Below are 18,406 nucleotides of genomic sequence, written 5' to 3' on the forward strand. Positions count from 1 at the left end.
GTTGGGCTGCGAAGCAGCCCCTCTTTTAACTCTCCACCACAATGTTTCAGTTACACCGCCGTCTGCTGTTTTGCGACTGCTTCGCAGTCGAACGGGGGCAAGCCCCCTCGCCACAGGGTTGAGTTGTCCCCGCATTAGGGGCACAAAGCCTAATGCGAAGTGCCCTCCACAAACTCGATCTTGTTGCCCACGTTGTACTTGCCCGACGGCTTGTTCATCGGCAGGCGCTTGATCTCTTTGAGGGTGTTGCTGTCGTAGACGATCAGCGCACCGTCGGTGGCCCAGATACTCAGCAGCAGGTAGCGACCGTCGCGGGTGAATTCGACGTGGGCGGCGGTCTTGCCGGGCATCGGGCGCAGGGTGTGGGCGATTTCCAGGGTCTGTTTGTCGATCAGGTGGATCGCATCGTTGTCGGGACCGAAGAACACGTCGGTCCAGGCATACCGCGAGTTGACGTGGCTGCGCATGAAGAAACCCGGCCCCAGGGTCGGTATCTCCTTGAGCAGTTTCCAGGTCTTGAAGTCGATGACCGAGATCAGACCCTTGCTGATGTTCGGCGTGGCAAACACCCACTCACCGTTGCGTTTCCAGTAGGTTCCGGATCCCAGGTGCGGCATGCCCGGCAGTGGAATGTCGGTGACCACCTTGCCACTGTCGAGGTCGATCACCTGACCGCCCTTGGCCTTGCGCGATGTGGCCAGCAGTTGCTTGTAGTCCGGTGAAAAGGAAAAGTCGTCCAGCACATCCTCGGCGTGGATCCGTCGCGGTTCGAAATCCGGTGTGCCGGCGCAGGGCAGCTCCCAGACTTCCTTCACGTCCTTGAGTGCCACGATGAAGCTGTCCCGTGGCGGCGCGGTGTAGACCGCGCTGACCCGTGACGCGGTGCCGTCCTGGCCGATCGCCGGAATGGTTTTGACCAATGACAGATCACGGGCATCGAGCACCACCAGGTTGCCAGGCAGGTAGTTGCCCACCAGCACCCATCGGCCGTCCTTGCTCACCGCGAGGTTGCGGGTGTTGAGCCCGGCGCGGACCTCGGCGATCAGTTTCAGGTTATGCAAGTCATACAGGCTGATCCAGCCATCGCGAGAGGCCACGTAGACGAAGCGTCCGTCCGGCGAAAACTTCGGCCCGCCATGCACTGCAAAGTGCGAAGAGAACCGAGCCAGCACTTCAAAGCGGTCGCCGTCGAGGATGTCGATGTGATGATCACCGGCTTCCACCACCACAAACAGGTTCAGTGGATCGGCGCGATGCTGGGGCGTGTCGGGCAGTTTGTTGATATCGGCGAGAATCGAATGACTGCCGCGAATGTCATCGTTACTCCAGGTGGGTGGGGTGGCGGGCGGTTGCTGGAGGTAGTCCACCAGCGCGTCGATCTGCGTGGCGTTGAACACGTTGGCATACCCGCTCATCTGACTCGCGGGGCGACCGTCCTGGATCACGCTGCGGATTTCGTCGGGTTTGATCCGGCTCAGGCTTTCCGGCAGCAAGGCCGGCCCCGCACCGCCGAAGCGGTTGGCGCCATGGCATATCTGGCAATGCTGTTGGTAGAGGTTGGCGGCCGCGTCGGAGGGCGGAATCGCTGCACCTGCGTGAGCCGCACCGATCCATAACAATGGGCCAAGCTCCATGCGCCTCATATCGCCACCTTGCGCTGGCGTTGCAGCGCTGCGGGGTAAAAGCGCGCCGGGAATTCCTGTTGTTGGGCAGCGAACAGATCGACCACTTTGCCGATCACCGCAAGCGTCGGAATGCCAGGTGGGCATTCCCGCGCCAGGGTCGGCAATTGATGCAGCCTGCCTCGTGCGACATGCTGGTCGGGACGCGTGCCATTACTGATCAACGCCGCCGGTGTCTCGGCGGGCATTCCGGCTTCGATCAAGCGCTGGGCGATAATCCCGAGATTTGATAACCCCATGTAAAACACCAGGGTCTGGCTGCTGTCGACGAGGCTGCTCCAGGGTAATTGCAACTCACCATCGTGTTGCAGGTGCCCGGTGATGAATCGACAAGAGTTGACCAGATCCCGATGGGTCAGCGGAATGCCTGCGTAAGCGCTACACCCGGAGGCGGCAGTAATACCGGGGACGACCTGGCAGTCAATATTGCGTTGCAGCAGATACTCCAGCTCCTCGGCGCCACGGCCGAAAATGAACGGGTCGCCACCCTTGAGCCGGACCACGCGCTGCCCCTGATCGGCGAGGTCGGCGAGTAGTTCGTTGATCTGATCCTGCGGCAGGCTGTGGCAGCCGCTGGCCTTGCCGACGTAATGCCGGGCGCAGGTGAGGGGGATCAATGCCAGCAGCTCGGGGCTGATCAGGCGGTCGTAAACCACGGCGTCGGCTTGCATCAACAGGCTCCAGGCGCGCAGGGTCAGCAAGCGTGGATCGCCGGGGCCAGCGCCGACCAGGGCGACTTCGCCCGGTCTGAACGGGGACTCAAGTGCAGCCGGTAAAATAATCGATGGATGCATGGGACGTCCTTGGTACTTCATCAGGTGGGCCGGCCCCATCCTTTGTCAGATGGCTCGCCAGGCGGGTGCTTCAGTGCATGACGCAAGGGATGGTCGTTAATGGCGGTATGCCGATTTCTTCATCGCTGAGGTGGCAACCGGGGTCCTGGCCCCAGAGATCACCTTCGGCCCAGGCGCGGGTGCGGGTATTGCCGTTGCAGATGCTTAGCCAGCGGCATTGAGCACAGCGGCCACCGACGGCCCGAGGATGCTCGCGCAGCTGCTGCAACAAGGCGTCCGGGCGGTCCAGCCACAGCGTGCGAAACGGCGTGCGCCGGACATTGCCCACCGAGTGCTGCCACCAATAGGTGTCGGGGTGCACTTCGCCAGTGTTGTCGATGTTGGCGATGCCGCTGCCCGAGGCGTTGCCGCCCCAGGCGCGGAGCATATGTTCCAGGCGCCGGTAATGTTCGGGTAGATGCAGGCCCACCCATTGCAGCAAGAGAACCGCGTCGGCATCGTTGTTGCCGCTGACAAAATCGCTGTCGCGACCGTGCTGGATGTCTTCCCAGGCCCGTTCGAAGATCAGCGTCATCGCCTCGCGGCTCATCTGCTGCCGGGCGTCGAGCTGGCGGCTGCGTTTGCCGCGGCCGCTGTAGTTGAGGTGCGACAGATAAAATTTCTGCACGTCGTATTCGCGCATCAGCGCCAGTAATTGCGGCAGCTGCGCATGATTTTCCTGGGTCAGGGTGGTGCGCAGGCCGACCCGAATGCCCTGTTCGCGACAGAGCCGGATCGCCCGCATGGAACTGGCGAAGCTGCCCTTCAATTGGCGGAAGGCGTCATGGGTGGCTTCCAGGCCATCGATGCTGATCCCTACATAGTCGAAATTCGCTGCGCCGATCTGCGCGATGTTCTGCTCATCGATCAACGTGCCGTTGGTGGACAACGCCACAAAGAAACCCTTTGTGCGGGCATAGGCGCTGAGCACAAACAGATCGTCACGCAGCAGGGGTTCACCGCCGGAAAGAATCAATACCTTCACGCCGGCATCGTGCAGATCGTCGATCACCGTCAGCGCGGCGGGCGTATCCAGTTCGTCGCGAAAGACGCTGTCGGCGGACGTGGCGTAGCAGTGTTTGCAGGTCAGGTTGCAGCGCCTGAGCAGGTTCCAGATCACCACCGGCGGCCGGTTGCTGCCCGGTGGGCTGGTTCTGGGGGCGGGCACCTGGCCGGTCAGGGCACGCAGGTATTGGCTGATCCTCAACATGCAACTCTCCTTGAACCAGCGCGTGTTCAGCGTGGCACTGGCGGTAGCCGTAATCCGGTTTTTTTCAGGATGCGACTGCTCACCAGCATCTCGTCGGCGACACAGGCGTCGCCCAGCAAGTAGCGCAGGTGTTCGCGGTAGCTGTCGATTTCCTCGCGGCTGCGACCGTGCACCATGGCGAACAGGTTGTAGCGCCACGCGGTTCGTCGCGGGCGTCGATAACAGTGGCTGACAAAAGGCTGTGCGCCGATCAGCGCGCCGAGGCGCGGCATGTCGGTGTCGCGCACATCCCAAACGGTCATGCCGTTGTAGCGATAGCCCAGGCGATAGTGGTTGGGGACGGCGGCGATGCGCCGGATCGCGCCCTCGGCCTGCAAGCGCTTGAGCAGATCCAGGGTGGATTCGATGCTCAGGTCCAGCTGTTCGGCGAGCCAGGCCCACGGGTCATCCAGCAGCGGCAGGCCGGCCTGGGTCAGTTCAATCAGGCGGTGTGCCAGGGTGTCTTCAGACCGGGAAGTACAGACCGACATGGTAAGTCTCCTCTTTAGGCACGTTGAGCAGCGGCAAACCGGTCAGGGTTTCGATGTATTGCAAGGTTTCGGTGACGTCTTGTTCGGTCGCGCAGGCGAGCACGAACCACATGTTCCAGGCGTGTTCGCGTCGATAGTTGTGCGCCACTTCAGGCAGGGCGTGCAGTTGCTCGGCGACCTCTTCGAACCGTTCTTCCGGCACTGCCAGCGCCGCGAGGGTGAAGGCGCCACCGAGGCGTTCGATGTCGAACATCGGACCGAAGCGCGTGAGTATTCCTTCACAGAGCAGTTCGTGGAGGCGGTGGAGCAATTCAGGGCTGCTGCTGTCCAGTTCGCTGGCCAGCGCCTGCCAGGGGTTACGCACCAGTGGCAGGCCCAATTGCAAGCGGTTGATCAACCGACGGTCAAGATCATCCATGGGGCTTGGTTCCCGTTGAGGAGGCGGCAAAGCGTCCGCCGCATTGTTTGAAGGCATGGGTGCTGAACAGCAGTTGATGGGGCAGGTCACTCAGCAAGTGTTCTTCCAGCAACGCCTGGATCTGCGCCTCGACCTGCGCGCGTTGGCGTCCGTGAACCATGCAGAACAGGTTGTAGCGCCACTGCGGCAGGCGCCGTGGCCGTTGATAGCAGAGGGTGATACCGGACGCTCGCCCCAGGCGCTGGCCGACTTCGTCGATCAGCGCGTCTGGAACATCCAGCACCAGCATGGCGTTGGCGGTAAAACCCAGCGCGCGATGGTTGAGCACCAGGCCGACCCGCCGAAACAGCCCTTGTTCGTGCCACTGGTGCATCTGCGCGAGCACCTGGTTTTCGTCGGCGTCTATCCGTTCCGCGAGGGCCTGATAAGGGCGTGATACCCGCGGCAGTCCGCCTTCCAGATGCTGACGCAGCGCCAGTGCCTGTTTGGGGCTCAATCCCGGCTTCATGGGCCTTCTCCCAGGGCAAAACCGAGGTCGATGCGGTAAGCGGTCAACATCGGCAGATCCAGCGGAACGAGGCCGGTTTCGTTCTCAAGTTGTTCGAGAACACGTTCGATGTGTGGGCGATCAGGCCCGGTCAGCACAAACCACAGGTTGTAGAAATGCTCCCGTGCGTAGTTGTGATTGACCTCGGGATACTGGCTGACGCGCTCGGCGACCTGTTGCAGACGTTCGGCGGGCACGGCGAAGGCGGCGAGGGTGCTGGCCCCGGCGCGGCTGTGTTCGAACACCGGGCCGATCCGTGAGAGGGGGCCGGCCTGAGCCATTTTTTCCAGACAATCCATCACCTGGGCCTCGCGGCAACCGAGAATCCGGGCCATCTCCTTGTAAGGTTCCGGGCACAACGGCATGCCGTGCTGGAAGCGGTCGATCAGTTGGCGGCTGAGCAGGTCGAGGTTCATTTCAATAGCCCATTTTCTGCGCGCGACTGCTGAAGAAGATGCCGCTCGGCGCGGTGGCGGGAAGGGTGCTCAGCTGCTTCAGGCTGTACGGATCCCAGACCTGAACCTGATCGCCATCGCGTAATGACAGCCACAACTGGTCGCCGCGCGCGGTGAATTCCATGTGCAGCACCGCCGGCCCCGGCCGTAGATCGGCGACCACGGCGTGGGTCTCGGTGTCGATGACCTGGACCCGATCGTTGTCCGGGTAGGCGAAATTGACCCACAGTTGCCGACCGTCCGGCCGTGAGGTGACGAACACCGGTTGGCCGGCCACCGGGATGGCAGCGGTCTGTTGCCACGAGCGCGAATCCATCACCAGCACCTGATGACGGCCGACGGCGGGCACGAAGGCCTGGTTGTCGGCAACGGCCCAACCCTCCAGGTGCGGCATCTTGTAGACGGGCAATTTCGCCTGGCCGCGTCCGTAATCACCGAGCACTCGCTGCACCCCGCGCTCGGGGTGCCAGAGGTCGAGTTGCGCCATGCCGTCTTCGCCGAACAGCCCAGCCATGTAATAGCGACCATCGGGGGTAATCAGCGCGTCGTAAGGTTGCTGGCCGATGCCGGTGAAGCGGCTGATCTGCGGCGTGTTGCCCTGACTGAAATCGGCGGTCCAGATCTCGCCGGTATCGAACAGGCTGAACACAAAGCGCTGACCGGGCGCGTCGACCAGGCCGACCACCCGCGAACGTTTGCTGCCATCGGCGAGCGGTGTCGCGGGAATATCGGCCACCTGTTGCAGAGTGATGGCATCGAACACCTTCACGCCGCCAGGCACGTAGTTGGAGACCGCGATCAACTTGCCGTCCTGACTGATGGCGCCGCCGATGCTGTTGCCGCCCTGGATGACGCGATGGTCGATGCGTTGGGTCAGCAGGTCGATTTTGCTCAACCCGCCGTCGCGGCCGAACACATAGGCATAACGCTGGTCGCGGGAAAACACTACCGAGGCATGGGACAGATCGCCGAAGCCTTCGAGTCGGGCCAGTGCCGTGCGGGTGTCGCTTTCGATGATTTGCACGCTGCCGGTGGCGCGCTCCACCACCACGCCCAGATCGCCGGTACCACGCAAGGGTGACTGAGCGCAGGCGGATAACAACAGTCCGGTCGCCACTGACAGCAGGATTGAACGGATCATGGTGCGGGATATCCCTGGAGAAGAAGATCGACCAGCCAACGGATGTCGTCCGGGCTGAGCAACGGGGCCCAACCGGGCATCGCGGTGCCGGGGCGACCTTGGGTGACGGTGGCAATCAGGCTGTCGCGGGACTTGCCTGCCAGCGTTGCGCGCGTCAGGTCCGGACCCAGCCCGCCGGTCATGTGCAGTCCATGGCAGGCGCCGCAATCCTGGGCCAGCAGGTGCTCGAGTTGGGCCTGACGCTTGGCGTCCGGCGCCGCAACCGAGGTCGCGCAAAAAAGGAGGAGGGCCGCCAGAACCACTGTGTGTCGATGAACCATCATGGCGCCCTCCGTTGGCTATTTGAGACTCAGAACCCAAGTTGCAAGTGTCTTCGCTTCATCATCCGTCACCGGGTTGGCCGGCATTGGTATCGGGCCCCAGTTGCCTTGCGTACCGTTCTTGATGTGGTTGGCCAGAGTGTCGACGGCCTCGGGTACGCCAGCGTTCTTGGCCGCGACATCCTTGAGCGCCGGGCCAACAAGCTTGGTGTCGATGGAATGGCAGGCGGCGCAGGGTTTGCTCTTGAACAGTTCCTGCGCATCTTGGGCCATAACCGGCTGCACGCTCAGCGCAGCGGTCAGGGCGAACAGTGAAAGCAGAGTATTTTTCATGGTCGTTCCTTGCATTGATGGAGCTCAATAAATGTCATGTTGGGTGTTGTAGACATTGAATTTCCCGGTGGGGGTGATCAGTCGCTTGTCCTTGATCACCGATTTGAGCTTCAGCGTTTTGTCGTCGATCACCACCAGTGCCGACTCCTCTGATTGACCGCTCCACACGGAGAACCAGACCTCATCGCCGGCCTTGTTGTATTCCGGCTGCACGACCCGCATGGCGCCTTGCTTGATGCCGGCGTACTCGGCGATGGGCAGCACGGTGTAGCCGGCGTCGAGTTTGTCGAGGTTGAACACCGCCACTGACTGGCTCAACTTGGCGTCCGGGTTGAGGGTGGTGTCGACATACAGGTGGCGCGAGTTGGGGTGGGTTTTGATGAACAGCGATCCACCGCCCTGACCCTTGAGCGAGGCGACCTGTTTCCAGGCGTATTGCGGGTGTTTGACCGGGTCGGTACCGATCAGCGAGATACCGTCGTCTCCCAGGTGGCTGGTGGCCCAGACCGGCCCGTAGACAGGATGATCAAAGTTGGCGCCACGACCCGGGTGAGGGGTTTTGCCGACGTCCACCAGGGCCGCCAACTTGCGATCCTTGGAGTCGATCACTGCGACTTTGTTGGAGTTGTTGGCGGCGGTCATGAAGTAGCGGTGCGTGCTGTCCCAACCGCCGTCATGCAGGAACGGCGCGGCATCGATGTAGGTGATGGTGAGGTTTTTGATGTCCTGGTAATTGACCAGCATGACCTTGCCGGTTTCCTTGACGTTGACGATGAACTCCGGCCATTCGTGGGAGGCGATGATCGCCGCGACCCGGGGTTCCGGGTGATATTCCTGCTTATCGACAGTCATGCCGCGGGTCGAGACGATCTGTTTGGGCTCCAGGGTTTCGCCATCCATGATGGTGAATTGCGGTGGCCAATAGGAGCCGGCGACGGTGTATTTGTCCTCGTAGCCCTTGAACTTGGAGGTCTCCACCGAGCGCGCCTCGATGCCCACTTTGACTTCGGCGACCTTGGTCGGCTCCACCGGCCACAGGTCGATCATGTCGATCCGGGCGTCTCGACCAATCACCAGCAGGTAGCGACCGGAGGCAGAAATGCGCGAGATGTGCACCGCGTAACCGGTCTCGATCAGCTTGACGATTTTCTTGCTGTCACCGTCGATCAGGGCAATCTTGCCGTCATCGCGCAACGTAACCGAAAACAGGTTCGGCAGATTGAGTTTGCTCAGTTGCTTCTTCGGACGGTCCTCGGGCTTGACCAGCACTTTCCAGGTTTTCAGCGTCTCGGCCATGCCCCATTCCGGTGGCGTGGGCGGAGTGTGCTGAATGAACTTGGCCATGGCCGTGATCTGATCCTTGGTCAGCGCATTTGATGTTCCCCAGTTCGGCATGCCCGCCGGTGAACCGAAGGTAATCAACGCCTCCAGATACGGTTGGCCGCGAGACTGGGTGATGTCCGGCGTCAGTGGTTTACCCGTTGCGCCTTTGCGCAGCACGCCGTGGCAACCGGCGCAGCGCTGGAAGTAGATTTCCTTGGACGCGTCGAACTCGGCCTGACTCATGTCGGGCGCTCCGGCGGTTTTGACCATCAGCGGGCTGGCCGCAGCAGTGGCGGGTTCCTCGGCTCTGGCTGCGTGAGTCACCGCGAGGGCCAGCGTCGAACACAGGGTGGCGACAGTCAGAGCAAACGTTTTTCTATTGCTGATCAGCATTCCATTTCTCCTCAGGCAAGACCTTTGCGATGTGCTGAAACGGCAGCGCAGAACGCAGGTTCTTAGTGCCGTGCAAGGCTATGCCCGAGCAGGCCAATGCTCGCTTGACCGCGATCAAGTTTGCCGGCCATGCCGCTTGCCAGGTTGTCGCAGGGGTCCGTAGCGTGTTGCTTGAATCCGCTTTTGGAACAGACAGCCCATGGACCGAATCCAGTCTTGCGAACCCTTCTATCAACCGCTCAATAATGAGGAGGCGCTGTTCGAGCAAGCCTGGCGACACGGCATGCCCGTACTGATCAAAGGCCCGACGGGGTGCGGCAAGACTCGTTTCGTCCAGCACATGGCCCATCGGCTGAAGCTGCCGCTGTACACCGTGGCTTGCCATGACGACCTGAGTGCCGCCGACCTGATCGGTCGTCATTTGATCGGTGCCCAAGGCACCTGGTGGCAGGACGGGCCACTGACTCGCGCGGTGCGTGAAGGCGGCATTTGTTATCTGGACGAAGTGGTCGAGGCGCGGCAGGACACTGTGGTCGTACTGCACCCACTGGCCGATGATCGTCGCGAGTTGTTCCTGGAACGCACCGGTGAAGTGCTGCAGGCGCCGTCCTCATTCATGCTGGTCGTGTCGTACAACCCCGGCTACCAGAACCTGCTCAAAGGCATGAAGCCCAGCACCCGACAACGTTTCGTGGCGATGCGTTTCGGCTATCCACCGGTGGCCGATGAAGAGCGTATTGTCAGCCGGGAAGCGCAGGTAGACACCGCGCTGGCGGCGCAAGTGGTCAGGCTGGGGCAGGCCCTGCGAAGGCTGGATCAACATGATCTTGAGGAAGTCGCCTCGACGCGGCTGCTGATTTTTACGGCGCGAATGATCCGCTCCGGCATGAGCCCGCGTGAAGCGTGCATGGCCTGCCTGGCCGAGCCGCTGAGCGATGATCCGCTGACGGTTGCGGCGCTGATGGGCGTGGTTGATGTCCACTTCGGCTGAGTCCAGGGGCGTTGCGCGTGGCCACCTGCCGGGCGATCTGGCGATGTGGTTTTTCATTTTGGCCGAGTTGTCGGTGTTCGCCATCCTGATTCTGGCGTTCGCCGTGACCCAGGCACTCAAGCCGCAGTTGTTCGGTGAAAACCGTCAATTGCTCAACACCTCTACCGGCCTGGCGATGACCCTGAGCCTGCTCACCGCTGGGCTGTTCGCCGCGCTGGCTCAGGAGCAAGTCAGGCGTTCCCGGTCCCGCCACGGCGCCGTGCTTCTGCTGGCCGCGTTGCTTGCCGGCAGCGTCTACGTGGTGTTGAAACTTACCGAATACCGGCACTTGCTGGCCTCGGGGCTGGGCATGGAGCACAACACGTTTTTCACCCTCTACTGGATCCTCACCGGTTTTCATTTTCTCCATGTATTGCTCGGCATGGTCATTCTCGGCTGGCTGGCCGAGCGCTGCCGTCGAGGCCTGTACAACGCGGCCAACCGTAGCGGGCTTGAATCGGGCGTGCTGTATTGGCACATGGTCGATCTGATCTGGGTCGTGCTGTTTCCGCTGGTGTACGTGCTGAATTGACGGAGGTTCTGATGTCGGCTTCCAGGTTGTTGCTCGTCTGCTGGGCAGCGTTGGCCACATTAAGCGTGTGCACCGTTGTGTTGTCACAAGTCGGCGCGACGTGGCTGTTGTCCATTGCCATTTTGCTGGTGGCGGTCGGCAAGGCCTGGCTGATCACCGATGGCTTCATGGAGATGCGCCACGCGCCGCGATTGTGGCGCCGGTTGATGGTGAGCTGGGCGCTGGTGTTGGCGGCCGTTGTGGGGCTGACGCTGGTGTCGGTCCGCTAGCCACTTGTGGCGAGGGAGCTTGCTCCCGTTGGGGCGCGCAGCGGCCCTAAAACCAGTCACCGCGAATATTCAGATAGAAAGCAGGCACAGGTTTTACGGCTGCTTCGCAACCGAGCGGGACGGTGCGGCGATCCGACAAGCTCCCTCGCCACAGGTGGTGCCTGGCTTCATGGCGCCGATACCCGACCAAAACCATCTGCCTTTCTTGATCGCCATCAAGCAGGTTTTACCCCCTCGCTTTCTATCATGGGCACGCCAAGCAAAGAGGAAGCGACCATGTCAGAGACCTTCACCAAAGGCATGGCCAGGAATATCTACTTCGGGGGAAGCATTTTCTTCTTCCTGATTTTCCTGGCCTTGACCTATCACACGGAACAGACCTTTCCAGTGCGCAGCAACGAAGCGCAGTTAACCGAATCAGTGATTCGCGGCAAGACGGTCTGGGAGCAAAACAACTGCGTCGGCTGCCACACGCTGCTGGGCGAGGGGGCCTATTTCGCCCCTGAGCTGGGCAACGTATTCCAGCGGCGCGGCGGGGAGGAGGGTTTTAAACCTTTTATGCATGCCTGGATGAAAATGCAGCCGCTGGGTGTACCGGGCCGACGAGCGATGCCGCAGTTCAAGTTGAGCGAGCAAGAGGTGGATGACATCGCCGAGTTCCTCAAATGGAGCTCGAACATCAACACCAATGGCTGGCCGCCAAACAAGGAGGGCTAAGAGATGAGCATCGCTAATCCGCATCTGAAATTCGCCTCGCAAGCCGTGGCCAAACCGTACTTCGTGTTTGCCCTGATGCTGTTTCTCGGTCAGGTGCTGTTCGGTTTGATCATGGGTGTGCAATACGTGATCGGAGACTTTCTGTTCCCGATCATTCCCTTCAACGTGGCGCGGATGGTGCACACCAATCTGCTGATCGTCTGGCTGCTGTTCGGCTTCATGGGCGCTGCCTATTACCTGATTCCGGAAGAGGCCGACCGCGAACTGCACAGTCCGAAGCTGGCGATCATTCTGTTTTGGGTATTCGCCGCTGCTGGTGTGCTGACGATTCTTGGCTATCTGCTGGTGCCTTATGCGGGCCTGGCCAAACTGACGCATAACGAGCTGCTGCCGACCATGGGCCGGGAGTTCCTGGAACAGCCGACCATCACCAAGATGGGCATTGTGGTGGTGTGCCTGGGCTTTCTCTACAACATCGGCATGACCCTGCTCAAAGGTCGCAAGACCACGGTCAGCATGGTGATGATGACCGGGTTGATCGGGCTCGCGGTGTTCTTCCTGTTCTCCTTCTACAACCCCGGCAACCTGGCCCGCGACAAGTTCTACTGGTGGTGGGTGGTGCATCTTTGGGTGGAAGGCGTGTGGGAACTGATCATGGGGTCGATGCTCGCCTTCGTGCTGATCAAGATCACCGGTGTCGACCGGGAAGTCGTGGAGAAATGGCTGTACGTGATCATCGCCATGGCGCTGATTACCGGGATCATCGGCACCGGTCACCACTTCTTCTGGATCGGTGCGCCCGAGGTCTGGTTGTGGGTCGGCTCGATCTTCTCGGCACTTGAGCCGCTGCCGTTCCTGGCCATGGTGATCTTTGCCTTCAGCATGGTGAGGAACCGTCGTCGGCAACACCCGAACCGCGCCGCCACGCTGTGGGCCAAGGGCACCACGGTCACGGCGTTCTTCGGTGCGGGTGTCTGGGGCTTTCTGCATACCTTGGCGCCGGTCAACTTCTACACCCATGGTTCGCAATTGACGGCAGCACACGGTCACCTGGCCTTCTACGGTGCTTACGCGATGATCGTGATGACCTTGATCAGCTACGCCATGCCACGCCTGCGCGGGCTGGGTGAAGCAGGTGACGAGCGTTCACAGACCCTCGAAATCTGGGGCTTCTGGTTGATGACCCTGTCGATGGTGATGATCACGCTGTTCCTCACCGCGGCCGGTGTCGTACAGGTTTACCTGCAACGCTGGCAGGCCGATGGGATCGCATTGCCATTCATGGCCACGGTCGAACATCTGCAAGTGCTGTTCTGGGCGCGTCTGGGCGCCGGTCTCGGTTTCTTCGCCGGGTTGCTCTGTTATCTGCTCAGCTTCAAGCAACGTGGCCGCGCAGCCTTGCGCGCCCCGGCGGCGGTTGTACCTTCATGATCGGGTGCAATGGCTAGGAAAAGGTCGGCCCGGCTGATACAGCGGGCCGTTTTTTTGGTTTCCAGCAAGGGCAAGCATCATGGCGTTTACCGTCGAACTGGAAGAGTGGGTAGGCAGTGTCTGGCATCGTTTCATCACCCGGCGCGCCAGCCCTGATTTCCCCGAAGCACGGGTTGAACTGGCCAGCCAGCAACGCCCGCTGGCGCTGTTGTTCCGCGCCATGGGCGGTGCCAATGGCGTCGGTGTGGAAGCGGCCAGCGACCGCGATCTGCTGCTGCGACGCAATGTGTTGCAGCAAATCGCCGGCACCTGCAAACAAGTACCGTTGGCGTGGTGTGACGAGCGTAATTTACGGCTGCCATCGAGCCTGGCGGTGTTTCCTGACGTGGCACTGAATGAGGAACTCTATCGGTGGCTCGCGTTGCTGGCGGCGCAGGCCGGGCAGATGTGCCATTGGGGTCGGGACAATCAACGCTGGACGCAACAGCTGCTGCGACGCTATCCGGCGCTGCGTGTTCGGTACCAACGACTGGTCGATGCCCATCTGCAATTGCGCCCCGATCCGGCCTCGTTGAACGCCAGCGAAGCGGCACTGGAACGGGCGTTATGCCAGGCGTTGCGCGAGCCCGGCAGTGTCGAGCACTTTCCCCGTAGCGAACGGGCCGCGTGGCCGCTGCCGCTGTGGTTGTACCCGCCGCAAAACCTTGCCAGCCCGCAGGCTGCCGATCTGGGCGATGAGTCCGAAGAGTCTTTGACCACGCCACCCGGCGAGCAGAAAGGCGGGCGTAAACGCGCGACGCGGATCGATGAAAGCTCCCGTGAAGGCGGGCTGCTGGTGGTGCGTCTGGAGAACCTGTTCAGTTGGACCGAGCACGTGGACCTGGATCGTTGGTCGGATGACAGCGAAGACCCGGACGCTGCCCGAGTCGCCGACGACCTGGACGAGTTGACGCTGTCGCGCACACGCCTGCGCAAGGGTGGCGGTCTCAAGCTGCATCTGGATTTACCACCGGCCGATGTCGACGATATTCCCCTCGGCGAGGGCATCAAGTTGCCGGAGTGGGACTATCGCAAGCAACAGATGCAGGACAGCTTCGTCAACCTGCAAATGCTGGTGCCCCGCAACTGTGAGGCGCAGCCGCTGCCGCTACGCTTGAAGGCCTCGGCGCACCGCTTGCGGCGTCAGTTCGAGCACCTGCGCAATGATCGTCAATGGTTACGCCAACAACCTCAGGGATCAGAGCTGGACATGCAGGCCTGGCTGGATTTTCACGTTGATCGCGAGCATGGCCAGTGCGCCGAACGCGGTTTGTTCATGGAGCAGCGGCAGACTCGCCGCGACCTGGCGTGCCTGTTGCTGGCCGACGTATCGATGTCCACCGACGCCCATCTGAACGATGAGCATCGTGTTATCGACGTCATCCGCGACAGCCTGCTGCTGTTCGGCGAAACCTTGTCGGTGCTGGGTGATGATTTCGCCCTGTACGGGTTTTCCTCATTGCGTCGTCAGCAAGTGCGCATGCAGGAACTCAAGTCGTTCATCCAGCGTTATGACGACACCAGCCGAGGTCGTATTCAAGGTCTCAAACCGGGGTATTACACACGCATGGGCGCCGCCATTCGCCAGGCCACGCAACTGTTGGGCACGAGCAAGCGGCGCAGCAAACTGTTGTTGCTGCTGACGGATGGCAAACCGAATGATCTGGATCTGTATGAGGGGCGCTACGGTGTCGAGGACACCCGCGAAGCGGTGCTGGAGGCACGGCGCCAGGGGTTGACGCCGTTCTGCATCACAATTGATCGCGAGGCCGGGGATTACCTGCCGTACATGTTCGGCGCCAATGGCTACACCTTGATCCGCCAGCCCGAACAACTGCCCCTGCGCTTGCCGCAGTTGTACCGCCAGCTGACTCAACCGTGATGTCCTTGACCACCTGCGTCCCTGTAGCAGCTGCCGAGCGTGCGAGGCTGCGTTCGGCTCGGGCCGCGTTCGGACGCAGCAGTCGTAAAACCATTCACCGCGGTGATTCAGGAATACCGTGGGCTCAGTATTTACGACTGCTGCGCAGCCGAACGCAGGCTGCGCCAGCTGCTACAAGAGGTGGGTGTGGTCTTCAGGAAATGCTGCGCGGCAGCCAAAAAAACATCACCACGCAAAAGACCGTCAGGCCAACGCAGAACCACATGAATCGGCGCTGTCGACGTTCCCCGGCGTGTTCGGCCAGTGCCGGCAGGGGCATGCCGCATTGGTGGCACTCGGTTTCTTGTGAAAGGTTGGCATGTTGGCAATACAGGCAGGCGGGCATGGCACTCACTCGAACTGTTCCAGGCGCAGACGATCAAGAATGGCGATCTGACGGCCGTCCTGGGTGATGATGTTTTCATCGATCAAGCGGCGGATGATTCGCGAAAAGGTTTCTGGCTGGATCGACAGATGCCCCGCAATCAGTTGCTTGGCCATCGGCAGTTCGAATTGGCAGTCAACGGTTTGCTGGCGCACCAGTTGCGTCAGCAGATAACGCACGACCCGGTGGGTGGCGTTTTTCAGCGACAGGGTTTCGATTTCGTTGACCCGTTGATGTAAGCGAACGCAGAGCTTGCCCAGCAGTGCGAAGGTCAGCCGACTATTGCTCTGCAGCAGGCGCATGTAGGTGCTGTTGGATAAACGATAGAGCTGGGTGGGGCAGATCGCTTCGGCCGAGGCCACATAGTTTGGGGTGTCCATCAGCATCATTGCCTCGGCGAAGGTTTGCCGATCGCTGATGACCTCGAACACTTTCTCCTGCCCATCCGGTGTCAGTCGATAGATCTTCACCGCTCCGGAAATTATGAAATAGAACGCATCGGCCGGCTCACCCTGACGAAACAACGGCTCGCCTTTGTCGATGCTCAGCAATTGGCTGGTACTCATCAATTCGTCCAGCTGTTCTTCGTTCAACGGCTCGAACAAGTGATGACTGCGCAGAATCTGGTGATGGACGCGGTGAAGCACCATGAGAATTCATCCTGAAGATTGAGAAGGGGGGCTGGTGATCAAGTCAGACGAGGCCCAGGGAAACGCCACTGGCCACGGCCAGGATTGAGGTCAACACCACGAACCAGGCCAGTGGCTGGATGACTTTTTTCATGACGACTCCTGGGATCGGTTTGTTTGATTTCCACAAGCTTGAGCAAGACATGGGCCAGGCTTGGAGGCCTTTATTTAGCGGGGTTCTCAGGCGTGAGGGTAAAAAAGACCCTGAGGATTAGGGTTAAAATAACCCTTTAATGGTCATTTGTACCCTGATCCGGAATGCCCTGTGGCGAGGGAGCTTGCTCCCGCTGGAGTGCGAAGCACTCCCAACATCGATCTACGCGGTATGTCTGATAGAACGCATTCGCCGGTTTTACGGCTGCTGCGCACCCGAGCGGGAGCAAGCTCCCTCGCCACAGGAATACGAGAAAGCATCAGGGCACGCCCCTTGCACACTTGATCTGCGACAACGGCAATGGATCGGCAATACCCGATGATTGCCCCTGGATTTACCTCGGCGCCTGCGGGTTGGTGTCAGGTCAGCAACAAGGTAGAGGAGTGGTTTTATGCAAGTGCTTGACCGCCGTAAAGCGATGGCAATCACGCCGCTGTTTCGGCTGGCCTTTCGGCCATTTTTCCTCGCCGGTTGCCTTTTGGCAGTGCTGGTCATTCCGCTCTGGCTGGCGGCCTTCAGTGGTTCGATTTCCAACTGGCAGCCGGCGGGTGGTTGGCTCGGCTGGCATCGGCATGAATTGCTGTTCGGGTTCGGGTTGGCGATTATCGCGGGCTTTCTGTTGACGGCGGTGCAGACCTGGACCGGTCGCCCCGGCCTCAGCAGCAAACCGTTGGCCGCGCTGGCGTTGCTGTGGTTGTTGGCGCGGGTGGCCTGGCTGGCCAATGCGCCGTGGCCGTTGCTCGCAGTGCTGGAACTGGCGTTCCCGTTGGCGGTGGCGGTACTCATGGGTTTCACTTTGTGGAAGGTGCGGCAGAAGCGTAACTACCCGATTGTGGTGGTTCTGCTGTTGTTGGCCGGGGCCGACGGGTTGTCCCTGTATGGCTTGGTCGAGGGGCATGAAGGCTGGCAACGCCAGGGCGTGCTGAGCGGCCTCTGGCTGGTAGCGGCGATGATGGGGTTGATCGGCGGGCGGGTAATTCCGTTTTTCACCCAGCGCGGCCTTGGTCGGGTTGAAGGCGTTGCCGCCTGGCCCTGGCTGGATCGACTGCTGTTGGTCGGCTCGCCGCTGGTGGCGTTGTTGTATGCCGCCGGACCTGCACTCGCCCCCAATGTCTGGGTGGGCCTGCTGTTCGCGGTACTGGCGGCAGGGCATCTGGTGCGTCTGGTGCGCTGGCATGACCGGGCACTCTGGCGCGTGCCGTTGCTGTGGTCGCTGCATCTGGCCTATGGCTGGTTGGCGGTGGCGTGTCTCGGGATGGCGTTGTGGCATTTCGGTGTGCCGATCAACCCGAGTCTGGCGGTGCATTGCCTGACCATAGGGGCCATGGCTGGCCTGGTGCTGGCGATGATCGCGCGGGTCAGCCTCGGCCACACCGGTCGACCCCTGGAACCGCCATCGGGCATGACCCTGGCGTTCATTTTGCTCAACCTGGCGTGTCTGAGCCGGGTGGTGTTGATCCTGTTCTTGCCGTTGGCCGCATTGTGGCTGGCCGGTCTGTGCTGGGCGCTGGCGTTTGCGCTGTATGCCTGGCGCTACGGGCCGATGCTGCTGCGGGCCCGGGTTGACGGTCATCCGGGATGAGCACGCACACTGACAGAGGCTGGCGCTGATGTATCCGTTTTTTCTGGTCACACACCTGCTGGCGGCAATCGCCTTCATTGGCACGCTGTTTTTCGAGGTGGTCATCTGGCATCGCGCCCGCCAGCCGTTGACGGAGATTGCGCAAGTGACGGCGGATCAGGCGATTGCCCTGCGTTCGCGCAAGGTTCTGCATGGTGTGGTGTTGCTGTTGTATGGCGCCGGCATCGGTTTGGCGTGGCAGTACCGGGGCGCATTGAGTCAGCCGCTGGCCAGCAGTTTTGGTACGTTGCTGAGCCTGAAAATCCTGTTGGCCCTGAGCATCATTGGTCATTACTTGCTGCTGGCCTATTGGCTGACCCACGCGCGCCTGACCGCGACCCGCGCAAGCTGGATTCGTCGCAGCATCCTCGGGCACATGGTGTTGATCGTGATCCTGGCCAAGGCCATGTTCTATTGGCACGGCTGATTGCAA

Annotated in this window: 21 protein-coding genes; 8 read left to right on the plus strand and 13 right to left on the minus strand. The window is 61.1% G+C overall.

The window, feature by feature from the left end:
* Positions 1-149: 149 nt before the first annotated feature.
* The 11 genes from ACEN9A_RS11890 to ACEN9A_RS11940 form a co-directional block, all read right to left on the minus strand.
* The gene (locus tag ACEN9A_RS11890) at positions 150-1,643 is read right to left on the minus strand and encodes a nitrite reductase (RefSeq protein ID WP_258673662.1); all 1,494 of its coding nucleotides are present in this window, start codon (positions 1,641-1,643) and stop codon (positions 150-152) included.
* Complete coding sequence (gene cobA / locus ACEN9A_RS11895) at positions 1,640-2,476, minus strand: uroporphyrinogen-III C-methyltransferase (protein ID WP_258673665.1); 837 nt, start codon at positions 2,474-2,476, stop codon at positions 1,640-1,642. Before cobA ends, ACEN9A_RS11890 begins: the two co-directional genes overlap by 4 nt.
* A 70-nt stretch (positions 2,477-2,546) precedes the next feature.
* On the minus strand, positions 2,547-3,725 hold the full coding sequence (nirJ, locus tag ACEN9A_RS11900) for a heme d1 biosynthesis radical SAM protein NirJ (protein WP_258673668.1): 1,179 nt from the start codon (positions 3,723-3,725) through the stop codon (positions 2,547-2,549).
* Positions 3,726-3,751: 26 nt separating this feature from the next.
* Complete coding sequence (ahbB, locus tag ACEN9A_RS11905) at positions 3,752-4,255, minus strand: siroheme decarboxylase subunit beta (protein WP_204125110.1); 504 nt, start codon at positions 4,253-4,255, stop codon at positions 3,752-3,754.
* Positions 4,230-4,673 (minus strand): Lrp/AsnC family transcriptional regulator, encoded by a 444-nt coding sequence (locus ACEN9A_RS11910; protein WP_258673670.1) that lies wholly within the window; start codon positions 4,671-4,673, stop codon positions 4,230-4,232. Before ACEN9A_RS11910 ends, ahbB (ACEN9A_RS11905) begins: the two co-directional genes overlap by 26 nt.
* Positions 4,666-5,181 (minus strand): siroheme decarboxylase subunit beta, encoded by a 516-nt coding sequence (gene ahbB / locus ACEN9A_RS11915; RefSeq protein WP_258673671.1) that lies wholly within the window; start codon positions 5,179-5,181, stop codon positions 4,666-4,668. Before ahbB (ACEN9A_RS11915) ends, ACEN9A_RS11910 begins: the two co-directional genes overlap by 8 nt.
* The gene (locus tag ACEN9A_RS11920; protein ID WP_111454567.1) at positions 5,178-5,636 is read right to left on the minus strand and encodes an Lrp/AsnC family transcriptional regulator; all 459 of its coding nucleotides are present in this window, start codon (positions 5,634-5,636) and stop codon (positions 5,178-5,180) included. Before ACEN9A_RS11920 ends, ahbB (ACEN9A_RS11915) begins: the two co-directional genes overlap by 4 nt.
* A 1-nt stretch (position 5,637) precedes the next feature.
* Positions 5,638-6,816: a cytochrome D1 domain-containing protein gene (locus ACEN9A_RS11925; RefSeq protein ID WP_258673673.1), complete on the minus strand. Its 1,179-nt coding sequence runs from the start codon at positions 6,814-6,816 to the stop codon at positions 5,638-5,640.
* Positions 6,813-7,139 (minus strand): c-type cytochrome, encoded by a 327-nt coding sequence (locus ACEN9A_RS11930; protein WP_258673675.1) that lies wholly within the window; start codon positions 7,137-7,139, stop codon positions 6,813-6,815. Before ACEN9A_RS11930 ends, ACEN9A_RS11925 begins: the two co-directional genes overlap by 4 nt.
* A gap of 15 nt (positions 7,140-7,154) precedes the next feature.
* Positions 7,155-7,469, minus strand: coding sequence for a c-type cytochrome (locus tag ACEN9A_RS11935; protein ID WP_258673679.1), 315 nt, complete (start codon positions 7,467-7,469; stop codon positions 7,155-7,157).
* Between the two features lie 24 nt (positions 7,470-7,493).
* The gene (locus ACEN9A_RS11940) at positions 7,494-9,185 is read right to left on the minus strand and encodes a cytochrome D1 domain-containing protein (protein WP_408981110.1); all 1,692 of its coding nucleotides are present in this window, start codon (positions 9,183-9,185) and stop codon (positions 7,494-7,496) included.
* A 208-nt stretch (positions 9,186-9,393) separates the two neighbouring features.
* On the opposite strand from ACEN9A_RS11940, the gene ACEN9A_RS11945 reads away from it, so the two are divergent.
* From ACEN9A_RS11945 to ACEN9A_RS11970, 6 genes are all read left to right on the plus strand, one after another.
* Positions 9,394-10,176, plus strand: coding sequence for a CbbQ/NirQ/NorQ/GpvN family protein (locus ACEN9A_RS11945; protein ID WP_408981121.1), 783 nt, complete (start codon positions 9,394-9,396; stop codon positions 10,174-10,176).
* The gene (locus ACEN9A_RS11950) at positions 10,160-10,747 is read left to right on the plus strand and encodes a cytochrome c oxidase subunit 3 (RefSeq protein ID WP_258673683.1); all 588 of its coding nucleotides are present in this window, start codon (positions 10,160-10,162) and stop codon (positions 10,745-10,747) included. The genes ACEN9A_RS11945 and ACEN9A_RS11950 overlap by 17 nt, the downstream gene beginning before the upstream one ends.
* A gap of 11 nt (positions 10,748-10,758) precedes the next feature.
* Complete coding sequence (locus ACEN9A_RS11955; RefSeq protein WP_258673685.1) at positions 10,759-11,016, plus strand: cytochrome C oxidase subunit IV family protein; 258 nt, start codon at positions 10,759-10,761, stop codon at positions 11,014-11,016.
* A gap of 276 nt (positions 11,017-11,292) precedes the next feature.
* Positions 11,293-11,733 carry a c-type cytochrome gene (locus ACEN9A_RS11960; RefSeq protein ID WP_258674172.1) on the plus strand — a complete coding sequence of 147 codons (441 nt, stop codon included), beginning with the start codon at positions 11,293-11,295 and terminating at the stop codon, positions 11,731-11,733.
* Between the two features lie 3 nt (positions 11,734-11,736).
* Positions 11,737-13,164 (plus strand): cbb3-type cytochrome c oxidase subunit I, encoded by a 1,428-nt coding sequence (locus tag ACEN9A_RS11965; RefSeq protein ID WP_258673686.1) that lies wholly within the window; start codon positions 11,737-11,739, stop codon positions 13,162-13,164.
* Positions 13,165-13,243: 79 nt separating this feature from the next.
* Positions 13,244-15,085, plus strand: coding sequence for a nitric oxide reductase activation protein NorD (locus tag ACEN9A_RS11970; RefSeq protein WP_258673687.1), 1,842 nt, complete (start codon positions 13,244-13,246; stop codon positions 15,083-15,085).
* 193 nt (positions 15,086-15,278) lie between these two features.
* Here ACEN9A_RS11970 and ACEN9A_RS11975 read toward each other — a convergent pair whose 3' ends face one another.
* Both ACEN9A_RS11975 and ACEN9A_RS11980 read right to left on the minus strand, forming a co-directional pair.
* Positions 15,279-15,470 (minus strand): protein DnrP, encoded by a 192-nt coding sequence (locus tag ACEN9A_RS11975; protein WP_408981122.1) that lies wholly within the window; start codon positions 15,468-15,470, stop codon positions 15,279-15,281.
* 5 nt (positions 15,471-15,475) lie between these two features.
* A complete protein-coding gene (locus ACEN9A_RS11980) occupies positions 15,476-16,159 on the minus strand; it encodes a Crp/Fnr family transcriptional regulator (protein ID WP_258673691.1) in 684 nt (227 codons plus the stop codon).
* 584 nt (positions 16,160-16,743) lie between these two features.
* Here ACEN9A_RS11980 and ACEN9A_RS11985 point away from each other — a divergent pair.
* Positions 16,744-17,934, plus strand: a complete 1,191-nt coding sequence (locus tag ACEN9A_RS11985) for an NnrS family protein (protein WP_258673692.1) — start codon at positions 16,744-16,746, stop codon at positions 17,932-17,934.
* A 28-nt stretch (positions 17,935-17,962) separates the two neighbouring features.
* Positions 17,963-18,400, plus strand: coding sequence for a membrane protein (locus ACEN9A_RS11990; RefSeq protein WP_019649076.1), 438 nt, complete (start codon positions 17,963-17,965; stop codon positions 18,398-18,400).
* Positions 18,401-18,406: the final 6 nt, after the last annotated feature.

Source organism: Pseudomonas sp. Pseusp18 (genome assembly GCF_059506005.1).

Excerpts from the sequence above, each read along its gene's own strand:
- ACEN9A_RS11890 (WP_258673662.1), bottom strand. The coding sequence starts at position 1,643 with ATGAGGCGCATGGAGCTTGGCCCATTGTTATGGATCGGTGCGGCTCAC.
- cobA (WP_258673665.1), bottom strand. The coding sequence starts at position 2,476 with ATGCATCCATCGATTATTTTACCGGCTGCACTTGAGTCCCCGTTCAGA.
- nirJ (WP_258673668.1), bottom strand. The coding sequence starts at position 3,725 with ATGTTGAGGATCAGCCAATACCTGCGTGCCCTGACCGGCCAGGTGCCC.
- ahbB (WP_204125110.1), bottom strand. The coding sequence starts at position 4,255 with ATGTCGGTCTGTACTTCCCGGTCTGAAGACACCCTGGCACACCGCCTG.
- ACEN9A_RS11910 (WP_258673670.1), bottom strand. The coding sequence starts at position 4,673 with ATGGATGATCTTGACCGTCGGTTGATCAACCGCTTGCAATTGGGCCTG.
- ahbB (WP_258673671.1), bottom strand. The coding sequence starts at position 5,181 with ATGAAGCCGGGATTGAGCCCCAAACAGGCACTGGCGCTGCGTCAGCAT.
- ACEN9A_RS11920 (WP_111454567.1), bottom strand. The coding sequence starts at position 5,636 with ATGAACCTCGACCTGCTCAGCCGCCAACTGATCGACCGCTTCCAGCAC.
- ACEN9A_RS11925 (WP_258673673.1), bottom strand. The coding sequence starts at position 6,816 with ATGATCCGTTCAATCCTGCTGTCAGTGGCGACCGGACTGTTGTTATCC.
- ACEN9A_RS11930 (WP_258673675.1), bottom strand. The coding sequence starts at position 7,139 with ATGATGGTTCATCGACACACAGTGGTTCTGGCGGCCCTCCTCCTTTTT.
- ACEN9A_RS11935 (WP_258673679.1), bottom strand. The coding sequence starts at position 7,469 with ATGAAAAATACTCTGCTTTCACTGTTCGCCCTGACCGCTGCGCTGAGC.
- ACEN9A_RS11940 (WP_408981110.1), bottom strand. The coding sequence starts at position 9,185 with ATGCTGATCAGCAATAGAAAAACGTTTGCTCTGACTGTCGCCACCCTG.
- ACEN9A_RS11950 (WP_258673683.1), top strand. The coding sequence starts at position 10,160 with ATGTCCACTTCGGCTGAGTCCAGGGGCGTTGCGCGTGGCCACCTGCCG.
- ACEN9A_RS11955 (WP_258673685.1), top strand. The coding sequence starts at position 10,759 with ATGTCGGCTTCCAGGTTGTTGCTCGTCTGCTGGGCAGCGTTGGCCACA.
- ACEN9A_RS11960 (WP_258674172.1), top strand. The coding sequence starts at position 11,293 with ATGTCAGAGACCTTCACCAAAGGCATGGCCAGGAATATCTACTTCGGG.
- ACEN9A_RS11965 (WP_258673686.1), top strand. The coding sequence starts at position 11,737 with ATGAGCATCGCTAATCCGCATCTGAAATTCGCCTCGCAAGCCGTGGCC.
- ACEN9A_RS11970 (WP_258673687.1), top strand. The coding sequence starts at position 13,244 with ATGGCGTTTACCGTCGAACTGGAAGAGTGGGTAGGCAGTGTCTGGCAT.
- ACEN9A_RS11975 (WP_408981122.1), bottom strand. The coding sequence starts at position 15,470 with ATGCCCGCCTGCCTGTATTGCCAACATGCCAACCTTTCACAAGAAACC.
- ACEN9A_RS11980 (WP_258673691.1), bottom strand. The coding sequence starts at position 16,159 with ATGGTGCTTCACCGCGTCCATCACCAGATTCTGCGCAGTCATCACTTG.
- ACEN9A_RS11985 (WP_258673692.1), top strand. The coding sequence starts at position 16,744 with ATGCAAGTGCTTGACCGCCGTAAAGCGATGGCAATCACGCCGCTGTTT.
- ACEN9A_RS11990 (WP_019649076.1), top strand. The coding sequence starts at position 17,963 with ATGTATCCGTTTTTTCTGGTCACACACCTGCTGGCGGCAATCGCCTTC.